Raw genomic sequence first — 16,020 nt, 5'->3', positions numbered from 1 at the left:
ATGATATAGTATTAAAAAATATATAAAAATAAAATAAAAATATAAAATAAATAAAAAATTTGGAGGAAAAACTATGGAATTATGGTATACAGAAGAGTGGACAGAAAATGTACGTTTTTCAATAAAAGTAGATAAACATCTTTTTAGTGATAAATCTAAATTTCAACAAGTAGATGTTTTTGAAAGTAAAGAGCTTGGGAAGTTTTTAACGTTAGATGGATTAATGATGGTAAACTATAAAGATGAATTTATATATCATGATATGATAGTTCATGTTCCTATGGCTACAAATATGAATATAAAAAATGTACTAGTTATAGGTGGTGGAGATGGAGGAACAGTAAGGGAACTTACTAGATATCCTAAAATTGAAAAAATAGATATGGTTGAAATAGATAAAATGGTTGTAGATGTATCAAAACAATATATAGATATATGTGCGTGCAAATTAGATGATAATAGAGTTAACTTATATTACGAAGATGGAGTTAACTTTGTTAAGGATAGTAAAGACAAATCATATGATTTAATAATAGTAGACTCTACAGATCCTATAGGTCCAGGAGAAGGACTTTTCTCTGTTGATTTTTATAAGGATTGCTACAGAATACTAGGTGATGATGGTATACTTGTTAACCAAAATGAAAGTCCGTATTTTGAATTTAATGCAAAAGAAATGAAAAGAGCAAATGAAAAGATAAGAGGTTTATTCCCAATAACAAAAGTTTATCAAGCTCATATACCTACATATCCATCAGGACATTGGTTATTTGGGTTTGCGTCAAAGAAATTTGATCCTATAGATAATCAAAATAAAATAGAGTGGGAAAATTTAAATTTAAAAACTAAATATTACAATAGTGATATTCATAAAGGTGCATTTATGTTACCTCAATATGTGAGGGATATGCTAAATGAAAAGTAATATGTTTACAAATAATTTTAAATTTATGTCAATGGATTCATCTTATGAAAGCTCGGATTTAGTAGTATTTGGAGTAGGTTTTGATGGAACTACATCAAATAGGCCTGGTACGAGATTTGCAAGCAGTGCTATGAGAAAAGAATTTGACGGACTAGAAACTTATAGTCCTGTGCTGAATTTAGATATGGAAGACTTTAATATATGTGATATAGGTGATCTAGAACTTAGCATAGGAAACACTGAAAAAGTATTAGATGAAATATATGAAAATGTAAGAACATTAATAAATGATAATAAAATTCCATTTATGATTGGTGGAGAGCATTTAGTAACATTACCTGCATTTAAAGCAGTATATGAAAAGTATAATGACATTTATGTATTGCACTTTGATGCCCATACTGACTTGAGAGAAGAGTACAATAACTGTAAAAATTCTCATGCAACGGTTATAAAGAGGATATGGGATATAGTTGGAGATGAGAAAATCTTTCAATTTGGAATAAGATCAGGAACAAAAGAAGAATTTGATTTTTCTCTAAATAAAAATCATACATATATGGAAGTTGCAAATATTATAACATTTAAGGAAATAGTAGAATCCTTAGTAGGTAAAAATGTTTATTTAACTATAGATTTAGATGTATTAGATCCATCTATATTCCCTGGAACTGGAACTCCAGAACCCGGTGGGATAACATATAAAGAGCTAGAAAACACATTTAAAATATTAAAACAGTATGAAATAAATATTGTTGGGTGTGATATAGTTGAATTAAGCCCTGATTATGATATTACAAAAGTATCTACTATAACTGCATGTAAAGTACTTAGAGAACTAAGTTTAGTTATATCTAATAATAAAAAATAATAAGTAAGCATATTATTATATAAATATAGTTAAGGTAAACACTTCATAAAATTAAGATTAATTAATTTTATGAAGTGTTTTTTTAGATTAATTATATAATATATGCTACTATTATATTAGACATAAGATAGGAGGATTTATATGGAATCTGTATTAAGTTTTTTAGAAAATTTTTTTAAATACTCAACACTCTGGATGATACTTTGCTTAATTTGTACAATTCTATATTTGGACACTAAAAAAAATAAAAACGAAGGAAAAGAAAAATATGTATTATTAAAAATAATAGGATTTTGTATTCTTGGGTTTATTAATATAAAAATAAATACAAAACCTACTATAATAATACCTATTGGTTTTATAATTTATTATTTATTTATAAATAAAAAAATTAAAAGGAATTATAAAATTAAAAAGAATGCATGTATACTAGGTGTATTAGTTATATATTTAGGATCTTTAAATAGCTATATATACAAGGAATTAGAATATAGAGATAAAAGTATAATTGTTCAAACATTGAATTTAAAAGATTTACGAAAGCAGTGGGAAGATGCAAGGGAAAAATTAAATATAGATATAGGAAATGAAGTTTTAGCTAATATGGAAATTACTAGTGATAGAAATGGAAATATAAAAAATATGAGTTGGGAAACTTATGATGATGTAAATAATAATAAATATGAAGTTGAGTATAATAAGAATAAAAAAAGTATTAATAAACTTAATTTTAAAGTAACGGAAGTAGAAAATAATTTAAAAAATAAAAATTCAGATATTATACCTAATAATGAGCATAAAATTAGCATGTTTGAAATGATAGATAAAATAAATGCAATACAATTTAATGATATGATTAGTTCTGATTGTATTGAATATAAAATAAAATATAAGAAAAAATTTAAAAATGAAGAGTACAATAAAAACAATAAAAATTATTATATAAGTAGTTATGACGAAGAAAAATACGCTTATAATTTAGAATTAGGTCAAAAGATACACTTCCCAATGAAAGGAAATATAATAACTTTATCAGATACAAATAGCAAAAATAAGGAATTGATAAATATATTTATAGATAGAAATGAGTATGTTGATAATCAAATAGAAAGTATAGAAAAATTAAACTTATCTATAGAAAATAATCAAAATAGTAAAAAAAGTACTTCAACTTTACATATAGAAAAAGATAATTATTTACTAAATCAAGTAGTAAATGCCTTAGATTATTATACTTGGGAAGAAGTAAATAAAGATGAGTTAAAAGGTAAAAACAATCTAAAAAATAGTATAATTATAAGTTCAGGATTGGACGTAAATTTAAAAATTTATGAAGATTATGAGTTTATACATTATAAATATAATAATGATGAAATAATATATAAATGTAATAAAGATATATATAGTGATATAAAGTCATTATTGAAAAAATAGATTGAAAAAGAAGCTGACTATAATATTAGTTAGCTTCTTTTTCATTGGAAAAATTTATAGATTATATAAGTAAGGCTATTAAAATTTTATAGAATATTAAACAAAAAAGCCATGAAGGATATAAAACCTTCATGGCTTGATTAAATAATATACTATATAACTAAATTATAGCAGTTTTTATTAAAAATGCAATAATTATTTATTTTAATGACCAGTTAAATCACTCTCATTAAATTTAGCTTTAATACCTGCAGTAGCCTTATTTATAGGCTCTTTAAGGAATACAGTAAATACAATTGGTATAACCATAAATACAACTAATAGAAGTATATCTTTTGTTAAGTTAGGTTGATATATACCAGCAATAGCTTCACGTGATGCAGATATTGCATATGTGAAAGGTAAAAATGGATTAACAATCTGGAAGAACTTAGGAGTAACCTGTATAGGGAATGTACCTCCAGATGCTGCTACTTGTATAACTAGTAATACAACACCAATTGCTTTTCCAACATTTCCAAACATAGAAACAAATGAGTATACTATGGCTGTAAATACTATACTTGTAAATAAAGATAAAGCTACAAATAATACAGGATGTAAAACTTGAACACCCAATAATAACATATCACCAACACTAAGTATAAATGCTTGCACTAAAGCGATAGTTAAAAATGTAAGTCCTCTACCAAAATAAATTTCATATGCTTTATAGTTACCTCCATGTATCTCAGTAGACAGTAACGACATAAGTAGTAACACACCCACCCATAAAGATAAAACAGTATAGAATGGAGTCATTGATGTACCATAGTTTGGCATAGGGTATAATTTTTTACTAACTATATCCACTGGCTGTTTCAAGAAATTAGCGTGTTTTATAGCATCATTTTTTAATAAAGAAATTAATTCATTTATATCATCGCCATTATTTATTTTGTGCATGGCATCAACTAATTCATCGACAACTGATTTTGCAACAGGTAATTTCTCTTGTACATATTTTAAGTTATCTTGAGCACTTTTAGATAAAGCTACTGTAGAACTTAAAATATCATTAACTGCTGGAAGTTTTTGCTCAGTTTTTTCAAGTACAGCAATAACATCATTTGCAATTTTGAAGCTATCATTAAATAAATTATTTATAGGATCTGCTATTTGTGTATCAAAGTTACGTAATAAATCATTAGTCATATTATTTACATCGTCAACAATTTGTAAAAGTTTAGTTAATCCATACGTAGATACGACCTGACCATGGATTACTTGGCCTTTTATAGTGTCTAAAGTTGACATAGCTAAATCTAATTTATTTACAATATTTTGAAGTTTATCTATAGAACCTTGTAATAAATGATTTGGTGCAAATTTATTTAGATTTTTTAGTAGCTCTAATACTGTTTTAGCACTACCAGATAAAGAAGAAAGCTTAGCTCGTAAATTATCTATCAATTGTGGAACATTATCTGCACCACTGTTTATAGCATCTATTAAATCAGAAATACTTGATGATGTATTAGATGATAATTGTGATAATATTTGTAAGTCATTTTTTATAACAGGTGTAATATTATTTAAAATATCTTTACTATCCTGTAAAAATACTTTTAAATCTGATGCTAAATTTTTAGAATTAGTTATAGTATCTTGTATTAGAGGAACATCCTTTTGTAAAGACTTAACAACATCTTCAACTTTATAAGCAACATCAGAAGCTAGCGACACTGTATTTTCTATATCTTTGAACTTAGATTGAACTTCAACCAAATCATTTTCTAAGTTAGCTAACTTAGGTAATTGATTTTCTATTTCTATTCCTAATTCATTAAATACCTCAAATACAACCTCACTTACTGTTTTAACGACAGTTTGATTGACTTCATTTTGAATAGTTGAAGCACCCTTATCTGTTATTTTAGGAGCGATAGCATTAATTTTATCATTTACGGTGTAAATGATTTTACCTTTTCTAACATCATTACTAATTAAAGATGTTAAATCTTTAGAAAAGTTTTCAGGAATTTCTATTGCAGCATAATATGTACCTTTATTAACTCCATCTAATGCAGTTTCTTCGTCTACAAATTTCCATCCTAGATTTTTGTTATCTTTAAGCTTTTCGATAAGTTGATCTCCGATATTTATTTTATTACCTCTAAGCTCAGTACCTTTGTCTTTGTTTACGACAGCAACAGATATATTACCGGTGTTACCATAGGGGTCCCAGGATGCTTTAATATTAAACCATGCATAAAATGATGGTAAAATAGCAAGACCTCCGATAATAACTAATAATACTTTATTTGATAATATATCTTTCAAATCTCTTTTGTATATTTTGAATATATTTTCCAAGTCTATCCACCTCCGTGATTTCACAAAAGAAATAAAAAAAGTTCGAATTTAAACTATTTTATATTATATTTGTTTTTTATCAAATAGTAAAGTGAAAATATTGTAACTTTGCTATCTTTGCTTATAATAAATAAAATATAAAAATATTATATGAGTTTAAATTGATTTTTATATCAATGTATATAAATATAAATATAGAATATTATAGCAAAAATTATTATACATAGTATATGGATATATAAAAAAAACTATCTCAAAACATATTAAAATTATATTTTGTGATAGTTTTTCATTAAAATATAAAACTTATATCAATCATAATATATTAGATATTATTCCAGTATGATCATTTAATATATTTAATCCTATTAAAATAAGAATAATACCGCCTAATATCTGAGCAGAAGTTCTAAATAGGCTTCCGATTTTTTTTCCTATTAAAACCCCTAGAAAACATATTGAAAAAGTTATAATGGCTATAGATATACAGATAGGAATAATGTTAATTTTTAAAAATGCAAAACTTACTCCAATAGCTAAAGCATCAATACTAGTAGCAATTGATAAGATGAAAAGTTCCTTATTATTTAATTTAAAAGAATTACTTTCTGATTTATCATCTTTGGCATCAAAGATCATTTTTAATCCGATAAAGCCCAATAGGATAAAAGCAATCCAATGATCATAGGATTTTATATACGATTCAAATTGTATGCCAAGACACCAGCCAATTAAAGGCATAACACCTTGAAAAAAACCAAAAAAAAGTGCTATTTTTCCAGAAATTGAGTAGTTAACTTTATTTAGAGTCATACCTTTGGTAACCGAAACTGCAAAAGCGTCCATAGAAAGAGCGAAAGCTATAAGTAATATACTCGCTAAATTCATTAAAAATCCTCCTTAGATTAAATAGCTAGCTAATCCTATTTTATTTAGTAGAAATAAAAATATTACTATTAATTTATTAAAGAATGATTATAAAAATATATTTAGTAAAAAATATCTATTATATAGAAGTAGAATAAATTAAAGTTTTAAAGAAATAATATAAAAGTATACTTTAAGAAAAAGCTACATAAAGAATTAAAATAAGTTGGAGGTAATGACATGAAAAAATTTGTATGTACAGTATGTGGATATATTCATGAAGGAGAACAGCCACCTTCAAAATGTCCAGTATGTGGAGTAGGTCCAGAAAAGTTTGATGAAATGAAGGGTGAATTAACTTGGGCGGATGAACACAGAGTAGGAATAGCTCAAGGATTAGATGAAGAATTAGTAGAAGGATTAAGAGCAAATTTTGTAGGTGAGTGCACAGAAGTAGGAATGTACTTAGCAATGGCTAGACAAGCAGATAGAGAAGGATATCCAGAAGTAGCAGAAGCTTATACAAGAATTGCTTATGAGGAAGCAGAACATGCAGCAAAATTTGCGGAGTTATTAGGTGAAGTAGTTGCACCTTGTACAAAAACAAACTTAAAGGCTAGAGTAGAAGCAGAATATGGTGCAGCAGAAGGAAAGCTTAAGTTAGGGAAAAAAGCAAAAGAACTAGGAATAGATGCAGTACATGACACAGTACATGAAATGTGCAAAGATGAAGCAAGACATGGTAAGGCATTTTTAGGACTATTAAATAGATATTTTGAAAAATAAAAAAGAGAACATTACCAAATCATATATAAGTACTAAATCTAAATACAACTAATTGGTTAAATAAAAATAGTATAGTAAAAACTATACTATTTTTATTTTAAAATAAAATTTAATTAAAGTTTAGATATAAAATAAGATTTTATACTTATGTAAAATATAAAAGCATCTTTAAATGTTTTTATATCTAAACCTAATATTTCCTTGATTTTTTCTAACCTATATATAAGAGTATTTCGATGTAAGAATAAATAAGATGAAGTTTTAGAAATATTTAAGTCATTCTCTATAAAACTTATCCCTGTATGCAATAAATTTTTATCCATAGTTTTTATACTTTGAAAGTCAATTAAGCTATAAAATGATTTTTCACTATTTATCAAAGTTATAGCTTTATGTATGGTTAAATCATTTAAATTTATAAATTTAGTTGAACTCGAACTATTATTTAAAAATGGAATAACGTCTTTAAAAATAGAAATTCGTGTATTAAATGTTTCAATAGTATTTATCTTACCTATATAAGCAATTAGTGTATTTGTATATGTTTCAGATTCGATTATTTCAGGTGTTGATAAATTAATATCTAATTCACTAGAAGAGTTAAGTAATACGAACTTTTCATATTCAAATATTTCTATATCATCATATAAATTATCTAACACTCTTTTTAAATTTTCAAAATCTAAATTTTGTTGAGAAATAATATAAAAATAACCACTCGGATTGCTAATACTAAACTTCTCATGTGTCTCAATAATATATATTTCATTATTAAAACTTACGAGCTTTTGATTTAATTTTAACTTTTGATTAGAGTATTTAAATATGTTTATTTTTTTATTTGTTTCATTTTCAAAGAATTCTATCAGATTTTGCATGATATCCCCCTAAGTTTTTAATTTCATAGAAATCACAGTATTAAAAAAGTAAGATGAATAATCATCTTACTTTTTAATATAACACTAAGCCGTGTTTATTTATATAACATTTAAAAAGAAATTTAATTATCTTATAGCTTCTTGTGTTTCCTTATCAAATACATGTATTCTGTGTTTATCCATAGCTAATTTTAATTTATCGCCAATATTCATTTTATATCTACCATCAAATCTAGCTGTTATATTGCTTTTTCCAGACTTCAGATAAGCATATATCTCGGCACCCATAAGTTCACCAAGTTCAACTGTCGCTTCAAAAGTACTGTCTAAGCTATTTTCAACAAATACATCTTCTATATGTATATCTTCAGGTCTTATACCTAAAACAACCTCTTTACCAACATATCCTTTAGATATTAAAGCTGAACACTCACCCTTGTTTAAAGCTATATTCATAACTTCATTTTTTGCGTGAATTTCTCCATTTTCTTCAACTAGAGTAGCCTCAATAAAGTTCATTTGAGGAGCACCTATAAATCCAGCAACAAACATGTTGTTAGGCATATCATAGACATCTTGAGGTGTAGCTATTTGCTGCACTATACCATCCTTCATAACAACTATTCTATCTGCCATAGTCATAGCTTCAACTTGATCATGTGTTACATATATAAATGTAGTTCCAAGAGATTTGTGTAATTTAGTTATTTCTGTTCTCATGGCAGTTCTAAGTTTAGCATCTAAGTTAGATAATGGTTCATCCATTAAGAAAACTTTAGGATTTCTAACTATAGCACGTCCAAGAGCAACCCTTTGTCTTTGTCCACCTGATAAAGCTTTTGGTTTTCTATCTAATAGAGGTTCTAAATCTAATATTTTTGCAGCTTCCTTAACTTTTTTATCAATTTCATCTTTTGGTAACTTTCTAAGTTTTAAAGCAAATGCCATATTATCGTATACAGATAAATGTGGATATAGAGCATAGTTTTGGAAAACCATAGCTATATCCCTATCCTTAGGATCGACTTCATTAACTACTTTATCACCTATATATAGTTCACCAGAACTAATCTCTTCAAGTCCTGCTATCATTCTTAAAGTTGTTGATTTTCCACACCCTGATGGGCCTACTAAAACTACGAATTCTTTATCTTGTATATCTATGTTTACATCTTTTACTGCATTAAATCCATTCGAATATGATTTACATATATTTTTTAAAATTACCTCTGCCATTTTATTTCTCCCCTTGTTTTATAAATTTATTTTCATAAAAACTCTATGAATTATTTTCTTTTAGTAAATTTGATATTACCCAATTTGCTATATCAAATGTTAAGTTAATAATATCGAAAAAATGTTTTCCTGAAAATGTTTAAACTAACTGAATTTTTTTAGATAAATTATACAACTTCAATATAAATATTAAAGAATAACTATAAAAATTTTAAATTATAAAAATGTTTATATAAAATCACATCGGGTATATACATAGTATCTTAAAATAAAAAATAATTAAAATAACTATAGATAATGGCAGGAGGAGTTAGATTATGAAAAAATTTGTATGCAAACCATGTGGATGGGTATATGAAGGAGAAACAGTTCCAGAAATATGTCCAATATGTAAAAAGGGGCCAGAGGCATTTGAAGAAGTAAAAGGAGAAATGAATTGGGCAGATGAACATAGAATAGGAGTAGCTCAAGGGGTAGATGAAGAAATATTAGAAGGATTAAGAGCAAACTTTGTAGGAGAATGTACAGAGGTAGGTATGTATTTAGCAATGTCTCGTCAAGCAGACAGAGAAGGGTATCCAGAAGTAGCAGAAGCTTATAAGAGAATAGCATTTGAAGAAGCAGAACATGCAGCAAAATTTGCAGAGTTATTAGGAGAAGTAGTAGTAGCAGATACAAAAGCTAACTTAAAGGCTAGGGTAGAAGCTGAGTACGGAGCAACAGAAGGGAAATTAAAAATAGCTAAGAAAGCTAAAGTATTAGGATTAGATGCAATACATGACACAGTGCATGAAATGTGTAAAGATGAAGCAAGACATGGTAAAGCATTCTTAGGATTATTAGAAAGACATTTCGGTAAAAACTAGTGTAAAAGGCTATAAATAAATTGTGGATATCATTTGTATTTTTATTAGATATTATTATAAATAAAAAATATATTAATTTATGTTTTAACATAAAATTACAGGGTATCTACTATAGTGTAGCAATAAATGATAAATAAAAAATAAGAATTAATTAAATATAAATAAAAAATAGGAGGAGTTAAATTATGAAAAAATTTGTTTGTACAGTATGTGGATATATACATGAAGGAGATATGGCACCAGAAGTTTGTCCAGTATGTAAAGTAGGGGCTGAAAAGTTCAATGAAATGAGTGGAGAAATGGTTTGGGCAGATGAACACAGAATAGGAGTAGCACAAGGGATAGATGAAGAAATATTAGAAGGATTAAGAGCAAACTTTGTAGGGGAATGTACAGAAGTAGGTATGTATTTAGCAATGTCTCGTCAAGCTGATAGAGAAGGATATCCAGAGGTAGCAGAAGCTTATCAAAGAATAGCATTTGAAGAAGCAGAACATGCAGCAAAATTTGCAGAATTATTAGGAGAAGTAGTAGTAGCAGACACAAAATCTAACCTAAAGGCTAGAGTTGAAGCTGAGTATGGAGCAACAGAAGGAAAATTAAAAATAGCTAAGAGAGCTAAAGAATTAGGATTAGATGCAATACATGATACAGTACATGAAATGTGTAAAGATGAAGCAAGACATGGTAAAGCATTCCTAGGATTATTAGAAAGACACTTTGGTAAAAACTAATATAAATAAAAAAACTATCTAGATTTAATCTAGATAGTTTTTTTATTTATAGAATCTATAATTAAATATAAAAAAACGTTGAAAATGTTTTCAACGTATGATATATTAAGCTTAATAAGATTCGATGACGTTGAATCATATATTTTTTTAATAGTTGTGCAATCGATTGCACAACGGGAGGTAGAAATGAATAAAAAATGGTGGAAAGAAGCTGTTGCTTATCAAATATATCCTCGTAGTTTCATGGATTACAACAATGATGGGATAGGGGATCTAAAAGGGGTAATATCAAAATTAGATTATTTAAAAGACTTAGGTATTAATGTAATTTGGATTTGTCCTATGTATAAATCACCTAATGATGACAATGGTTATGATATAAGTGATTATCAAGATATAATGGAAGATTTCGGAGATATGAATGACTTTGATACATTACTTTATGAGGTTCACAAAAGAGATATGAAGCTTATAATTGATTTAGTTGTAAATCATACAAGTGATGAACATCCATGGTTTATAGAATCTAAAAGCTCTAAAGAGAGTCCTAAAAGAGATTGGTATATATGGAGAGAAGGCAAAAATGATATAGAACCTAATAACTGGGAGAGTATATTTAAAGGATCAGCATGGGAGTATGATGAAACTACAAATGAATATTTTTTACATTTGTTTAGTAAAAAACAGCCAGACTTAAATTGGAAAAATAAAAATATGAGAAGTGCTATATATGAGATGATAAATTGGTGGTTAGACAAAGGTATAGACGGATTTAGAGTAGATGCGATAAGTCATATAAACAAAGAAGAGGGTTTACTAGATTTAGATAATCCAGATAATTTAAGATACGTTCCATCTTTTAGCAAGCATATGAATGTAGATGGAATTCATAAATACTTAAAAGAACTAAAAGAAAATACATTTGATAAATATGACATAATGACAGTAGGCGAAGCAAATGGCGTAAAAGCAGAAGAAGCACATTTATGGGTAGGAGAAGATAATGGAAAATTTAATATGCTATTTCAATTTGAACATTTAGACTTATGGAATTCTGATAATGGAAAATCATTTAGTATAAAAGATCTAAAACAGATTTGGAATAAATGGCAAACTACTTTATCTAACAATGGGTGGAATGCTTTGTATATAGAAAATCATGATGTTACTAGAATAGTTTCATCTTGGGGAAATGATAAAAAGTATTTAAATGAAAGTTCAAAAGCATTAGGGCTAGTTTACTTTATGCATAAAGGAACTCCATTTATATATCAAGGTCAAGAGATTGGTATGACTGATGTTAGATATGATAACATAGATGATTATGATGATGTAAGAACTAAAAATCAGTATATAGAGTTATTACAGTCAGGTGTAAATGAAGAAGATGCATTAAATATAGTTGCATCAAGTTCTAGAGATAATACAAGAACACCTATGCAATGGAATGATAGTTTAAATGCTGGTTTTAGTAAAGGGAAAACATGGATAAAAGTAAATCCAAATTACGTTGGTATAAATGTAGAAAAACAATTAAATGATGAAAATTCTATACTTAATTTTTATAAGAAAATGATAAAAATAAGAAAAGAAAATAAATGTCTAATATATGGGGATTATAAATTGATTTTGGAAGATAACGATCAAATTTTTGCATATAAGAGAATATTAGACAATGAAAAATTTATAGTAATTTGTAACCTAAGTGATAGAGAAGCTTTATATGAATATGATAAAGAAGTCTTAGATTATCAAAATTTATTAATTTCAAATTATGAGGTTAATAAACATGAAAATTTAAGTACTATGTATTTAAAGCCTTGGGAATCTAGACTTTATAAGCTTAAGTAAAAATATTGTGCTAGTTATTTAACTAGCACAATTAAAATAAGATTTATATCGATAACTATTTAGAAAAGAGGGAGAAATTATGGGTACAGTAGTAGAAAAGAAGAAATTAATATCATTTGATTTTTGGCAAAAATTTGGAAAAGCTTTGCTTGTTGTTATAGCAGTTATGCCAGCTGCGGGATTAATGGTATCAATCGGTAAACTAATAGGAATGTCATCTGATGCACAACTTATAATGACTATAGCTAGAGTAGTAGAAGATATTGGATGGGGAATAATAGGTAATCTACATGTTTTATTTGCAGTTGCAATAGGTGGATCTTGGGCTAAAGATCGCTCAGGGGGTTCATTTGCAGCATTAATAGCATTTATATTAATAAATCGTATAACAGGAGCTATATTTGGTGTAAATGGAGATATGTTATTAGATCCAAGTGCAACTGTAACATCTTTAACAGGTGCACAACTTGTAGTTAAAGATTATTTTACTTCCATACTAGGAGCGCCAGCACTTAACATGGGAGTATTTGTAGGTATAATATCAGGATTTTTAGGGGCTGTTTTATATAACAAATTTTATAATTATGATAAATTACCACAAGCATTAGCATTTTTTAATGGAAAGCGTTTTGTACCTTTTGTTGTTATAGGTGGTTCTGTAGTTTCAGCTATAGTTTTATCTATAGTTTGGCCATTTGTTCAAGGGGCTTTAAACTCTTTTGGTATGTGGATTGCTACATCTAGAGATACAGCACCAGTGTTAGCACCATTTGTGTATGGAACACTTGAAAGATTACTACTACCTTTTGGACTTCATCATATGATAACTGTACCAATGAATTACACTGAATTAGGGAGTGTATATCAGATAGCAACAGGGGCAGCGGCAGGTACAGTAGTAGCAGGTCAAGATCCACTATGGTTAGCTTGGATAGCAGATTTAATTAATTTTAAGGGTGCTGGAGACATGGCATCTTACAATGAACTATTAAATACTATAACACCAGCACGTTTTAAAGCAGGTCAAGTTATCTTATCAACTGCATCTCTTGCAGGGATATCGATGGCTATGTATAAAAATGTTGATAGTGATAAGTTAAAAAGTTATAAACCAATATTCTTATCTGCATTACTTGCATGTTTCTTAACAGGAGTTACAGAACCAATAGAGTTTATGTTTATGTTTATATCACCTATACTATATGTAGCATATGCAATACTTACAGGATTAGCATTTGCTCTTGCAGATATAATAAACTTAAGAGTTCATGCATTTGGTTTTATAGAGTTCTTAACTCGTACACCAATGTTAATAAAAGCAGGATTAACAGCGGATTTAATAAACTTTATTTTATCTTGTATTGTATTCTTTGTATTAAACTTTGTAACATTCAATTTCTTAATAAAGAAATTTGATATAGCAACTCCAGGGCGTAAAGGCAATTATATTGATGATTCAGCACCTTCATCTAGTGATAAAAAAGTATCCGGGGATGAATTATCAGAAAAAATTATAAACTTATTAGGTGGAGCCGATAATATAGAAGATGTAGATGCATGTATGACTCGTTTAAGAGTTACGGTAAAAAATATGTCATTAGTAGCAAATGAAAATGAATGGAAACAAGCAGGTGCATTAGGTCTTATATTAAAAGATAAAGGGGTTCAAGCTGTATATGGACCTAAAGCAGATGTATTAAAATCGAATATACTTGATATGTTAGGAGCATAAAAATTGAAACTATTAACGCTTAATTGTCATTCTTGGCAAGAGGAAAATCAGTTAGAAAAAATCAAATATATAGCAAGTGTTATAAAAGAAAAACAGTATGATATAATAGCACTTCAAGAAGTGAGTCAATTGATAAAATCAAAAGTTGTGTATGATAATATAAAAGAAGATAATTTTGCATTATTAATAAATCAAGAGTTAAAAAACATAGGAGTAAATGATTACAAATTTATATGGGATATTTCTCATATTGGGTATGATGTCTATGAAGAGGGGCTTTGTATAATGACAAAGCTTCCTATAAAAGAATTTAAAAGTTTCTTTGTATCTAAATCGGAAGATATTAATTATTGGAAAACTAGAAAGATTGTAAAATTAAAATCATCATATAATGATAAAGATATAAACATTTATTCCTGTCACTTAGGGTGGTACTTAGATGAGGAGGAGTCTTTTACGCATCAATTTGATACATTAGCAAAAGATATTGATACAAATGGGTATTCATTTATTATGGGGGATTTTAATAATAGTGCAACCGTTATAAATGAAGGATATGAATATATACTTAAAAAGGGTTTCTATGATACTTACAATTTAGCTTTAAAAAAAGATAATGGAATAACTGTAAAGGGAAAAATAGCAGGCTGGGATAAAAATAAAAAGGATTTGAGGCTAGACATAATTTTTTCAAATAAAAAAATAGAAGTATTAAGTTCTAATGTTATATTTAACAGTAAAAATAAAAATATTGTTTCAGATCATTTTGGAGTAGAGATTGAATTAAAAATATAAAAGAAATAGCTAAATATAAGGTCTACATAAAACTTTTATATTTAGCTATTTTTTATATTAGTTGTTTTTTAGATGTCTAGAAAGATATCCTCCTTTAAATTGAGTTAAATCATAAGATACTATAAATGCACTAGGTTCTTCGTTTTGAACAATAGAAATAACTTCTGATTCTCTGATTCTATGCGCTAATATTTCTAATCTATATCTTTCTTCTCCATTTATTCCATGGCCGATAAAGGTCGTAACTCCAAATTTATTTTCACGTAATTTATTTACTAAATACTGGTTTTTACTCATTAAACTAATATGGATTGTTCTATATCCTATTGCAAGTTTAGATTCTACTATACCACCAATATAAACTCCAATAGCATATCCTATTACATAGGATATTATATTAGATATATTGGTTAAGTCTGAAAAAACTATTCCCAAACTAAAAATATAAATAATTGCTTCTAATAAAGCAGCTATAGATGCTTTATTTCTCTCACCTTTAACAACTAAAGTTGTACGTAACGTTAAAAGTGGAACATAAATAAGTTGAAGTACAAAAATTGCCAATGCCTTTAATAACATTAACATGACCCCCTATTATACAAGATACCTCATCATATGAAAAAATTATAATCATAATGATTATAAATATAATTCAAATAGTTTGAAAAGTAGACATAAAATCGAAAATAG

14 protein-coding genes are annotated in these 16,020 nt (G+C 27.3%); 9 read left to right on the top strand and 5 right to left on the bottom strand.

Annotated features, from left to right (window positions below):
* Positions 1-73 precede the first annotated feature (73 nt).
* The 3 genes from speE to BLP75_RS04990 all read left to right on the top strand — a co-directional run bounded on the left by speE (position 74) and on the right by BLP75_RS04990 (position 3,230).
* Entirely contained in the window at positions 74-925 is an 852-nt protein-coding gene (gene speE, locus BLP75_RS05000; RefSeq protein WP_092724428.1) for a polyamine aminopropyltransferase, read from the top strand.
* Positions 915-1,796: an agmatinase gene (speB, locus tag BLP75_RS04995; protein WP_092724426.1), complete on the top strand. Its 882-nt coding sequence runs from the start codon at positions 915-917 to the stop codon at positions 1,794-1,796. The genes speE and speB overlap by 11 nt, the downstream gene beginning before the upstream one ends.
* A gap of 141 nt (positions 1,797-1,937) precedes the next feature.
* Entirely contained in the window at positions 1,938-3,230 is a 1,293-nt protein-coding gene (locus BLP75_RS04990) for a hypothetical protein (RefSeq protein WP_092724424.1), read from the top strand.
* Positions 3,231-3,434: 204 nt separating this feature from the next.
* On the opposite strand, the gene BLP75_RS04985 is transcribed toward BLP75_RS04990, so the two are convergent.
* Together BLP75_RS04985 and BLP75_RS04980 are read right to left on the bottom strand one after the other, a co-directional pair.
* Positions 3,435-5,585, bottom strand: a complete 2,151-nt coding sequence (locus BLP75_RS04985; protein ID WP_092724422.1) for a YhgE/Pip domain-containing protein — start codon at positions 5,583-5,585, stop codon at positions 3,435-3,437.
* 315 nt (positions 5,586-5,900) lie between these two features.
* On the bottom strand, positions 5,901-6,473 hold the full coding sequence (locus tag BLP75_RS04980) for a manganese efflux pump MntP (protein WP_092724420.1): 573 nt from the start codon (positions 6,471-6,473) through the stop codon (positions 5,901-5,903).
* Between the two features lie 219 nt (positions 6,474-6,692).
* Between BLP75_RS04980 and BLP75_RS04975 the strand changes: the two genes are divergently transcribed.
* On the top strand, positions 6,693-7,238 hold the full coding sequence (locus tag BLP75_RS04975) for an NADH peroxidase (protein WP_092724418.1): 546 nt from the start codon (positions 6,693-6,695) through the stop codon (positions 7,236-7,238).
* A gap of 113 nt (positions 7,239-7,351) precedes the next feature.
* Here the strand turns inward: BLP75_RS04975 and BLP75_RS04970 are convergent, their stop codons facing one another.
* Together BLP75_RS04970 and BLP75_RS04965 are read right to left on the bottom strand one after the other, a co-directional pair.
* Positions 7,352-8,116: a PucR family transcriptional regulator gene (locus tag BLP75_RS04970; protein ID WP_092724416.1), complete on the bottom strand. Its 765-nt coding sequence runs from the start codon at positions 8,114-8,116 to the stop codon at positions 7,352-7,354.
* Positions 8,117-8,242: 126 nt separating this feature from the next.
* Positions 8,243-9,352 (bottom strand): ABC transporter ATP-binding protein, encoded by a 1,110-nt coding sequence (locus tag BLP75_RS04965; protein WP_092724414.1) that lies wholly within the window; start codon positions 9,350-9,352, stop codon positions 8,243-8,245.
* Between the two features lie 317 nt (positions 9,353-9,669).
* Here BLP75_RS04965 and BLP75_RS04960 point away from each other — a divergent pair, with 317 nt between their 5' ends.
* The 5 genes from BLP75_RS04960 (at position 9,670) to BLP75_RS04940 (ending at position 15,330) form a co-directional block, all read left to right on the top strand.
* Positions 9,670-10,218: a ferritin family protein gene (locus BLP75_RS04960; protein ID WP_092724412.1), complete on the top strand. Its 549-nt coding sequence runs from the start codon at positions 9,670-9,672 to the stop codon at positions 10,216-10,218.
* Between the two features lie 185 nt (positions 10,219-10,403).
* Positions 10,404-10,952, top strand: coding sequence for an NADH peroxidase (locus BLP75_RS04955; RefSeq protein ID WP_092724410.1), 549 nt, complete (start codon positions 10,404-10,406; stop codon positions 10,950-10,952).
* A gap of 186 nt (positions 10,953-11,138) precedes the next feature.
* Positions 11,139-12,803: a glycoside hydrolase family 13 protein gene (locus tag BLP75_RS04950; RefSeq protein ID WP_092724408.1), complete on the top strand. Its 1,665-nt coding sequence runs from the start codon at positions 11,139-11,141 to the stop codon at positions 12,801-12,803.
* A 79-nt stretch (positions 12,804-12,882) separates the two neighbouring features.
* On the top strand, positions 12,883-14,535 hold the full coding sequence (locus BLP75_RS04945) for a PTS transporter subunit IIBC (RefSeq protein ID WP_092724406.1): 1,653 nt from the start codon (positions 12,883-12,885) through the stop codon (positions 14,533-14,535).
* 3 nt (positions 14,536-14,538) lie between these two features.
* A complete protein-coding gene (locus BLP75_RS04940) occupies positions 14,539-15,330 on the top strand; it encodes an endonuclease/exonuclease/phosphatase family protein (protein ID WP_092724404.1) in 792 nt (263 codons plus the stop codon).
* 57 nt (positions 15,331-15,387) lie between these two features.
* Here the strand turns inward: BLP75_RS04940 and BLP75_RS04935 are convergent, their stop codons facing one another.
* Positions 15,388-15,909, bottom strand: a complete 522-nt coding sequence (locus tag BLP75_RS04935; RefSeq protein ID WP_092724402.1) for a DUF5698 domain-containing protein — start codon at positions 15,907-15,909, stop codon at positions 15,388-15,390.
* Positions 15,910-16,020 lie beyond the last annotated feature (111 nt).

The sequence above is a fragment of the Romboutsia lituseburensis DSM 797 genome, from assembly GCF_900103615.1.
Classification (GTDB): domain Bacteria; phylum Bacillota; class Clostridia; order Peptostreptococcales; family Peptostreptococcaceae; genus Romboutsia_F; species Romboutsia_F lituseburensis.
This window is presented reverse-complemented; position numbering and strand designations above follow the sequence as displayed.

Bases quoted from the DNA above. Each gene is read 5' to 3' on its own strand.
- speE (WP_092724428.1), top strand. From the start codon at position 74: ATGGAATTATGGTATACAGAAGAGTGGACAGAAAATGTACGTTTTTCA.
- speB (WP_092724426.1), top strand. From the start codon at position 915: ATGAAAAGTAATATGTTTACAAATAATTTTAAATTTATGTCAATGGAT.
- BLP75_RS04990 (WP_092724424.1), top strand. From the start codon at position 1,938: ATGGAATCTGTATTAAGTTTTTTAGAAAATTTTTTTAAATACTCAACA.
- BLP75_RS04980 (WP_092724420.1), bottom strand. From the start codon at position 6,473: ATGAATTTAGCGAGTATATTACTTATAGCTTTCGCTCTTTCTATGGAC.
- BLP75_RS04975 (WP_092724418.1), top strand. From the start codon at position 6,693: ATGAAAAAATTTGTATGTACAGTATGTGGATATATTCATGAAGGAGAA.
- BLP75_RS04970 (WP_092724416.1), bottom strand. From the start codon at position 8,116: ATGCAAAATCTGATAGAATTCTTTGAAAATGAAACAAATAAAAAAATA.
- BLP75_RS04965 (WP_092724414.1), bottom strand. From the start codon at position 9,352: ATGGCAGAGGTAATTTTAAAAAATATATGTAAATCATATTCGAATGGA.
- BLP75_RS04960 (WP_092724412.1), top strand. From the start codon at position 9,670: ATGAAAAAATTTGTATGCAAACCATGTGGATGGGTATATGAAGGAGAA.
- BLP75_RS04955 (WP_092724410.1), top strand. From the start codon at position 10,404: ATGAAAAAATTTGTTTGTACAGTATGTGGATATATACATGAAGGAGAT.
- BLP75_RS04950 (WP_092724408.1), top strand. From the start codon at position 11,139: ATGAATAAAAAATGGTGGAAAGAAGCTGTTGCTTATCAAATATATCCT.
- BLP75_RS04945 (WP_092724406.1), top strand. From the start codon at position 12,883: ATGGGTACAGTAGTAGAAAAGAAGAAATTAATATCATTTGATTTTTGG.
- BLP75_RS04935 (WP_092724402.1), bottom strand. From the start codon at position 15,909: ATGTTATTAAAGGCATTGGCAATTTTTGTACTTCAACTTATTTATGTT.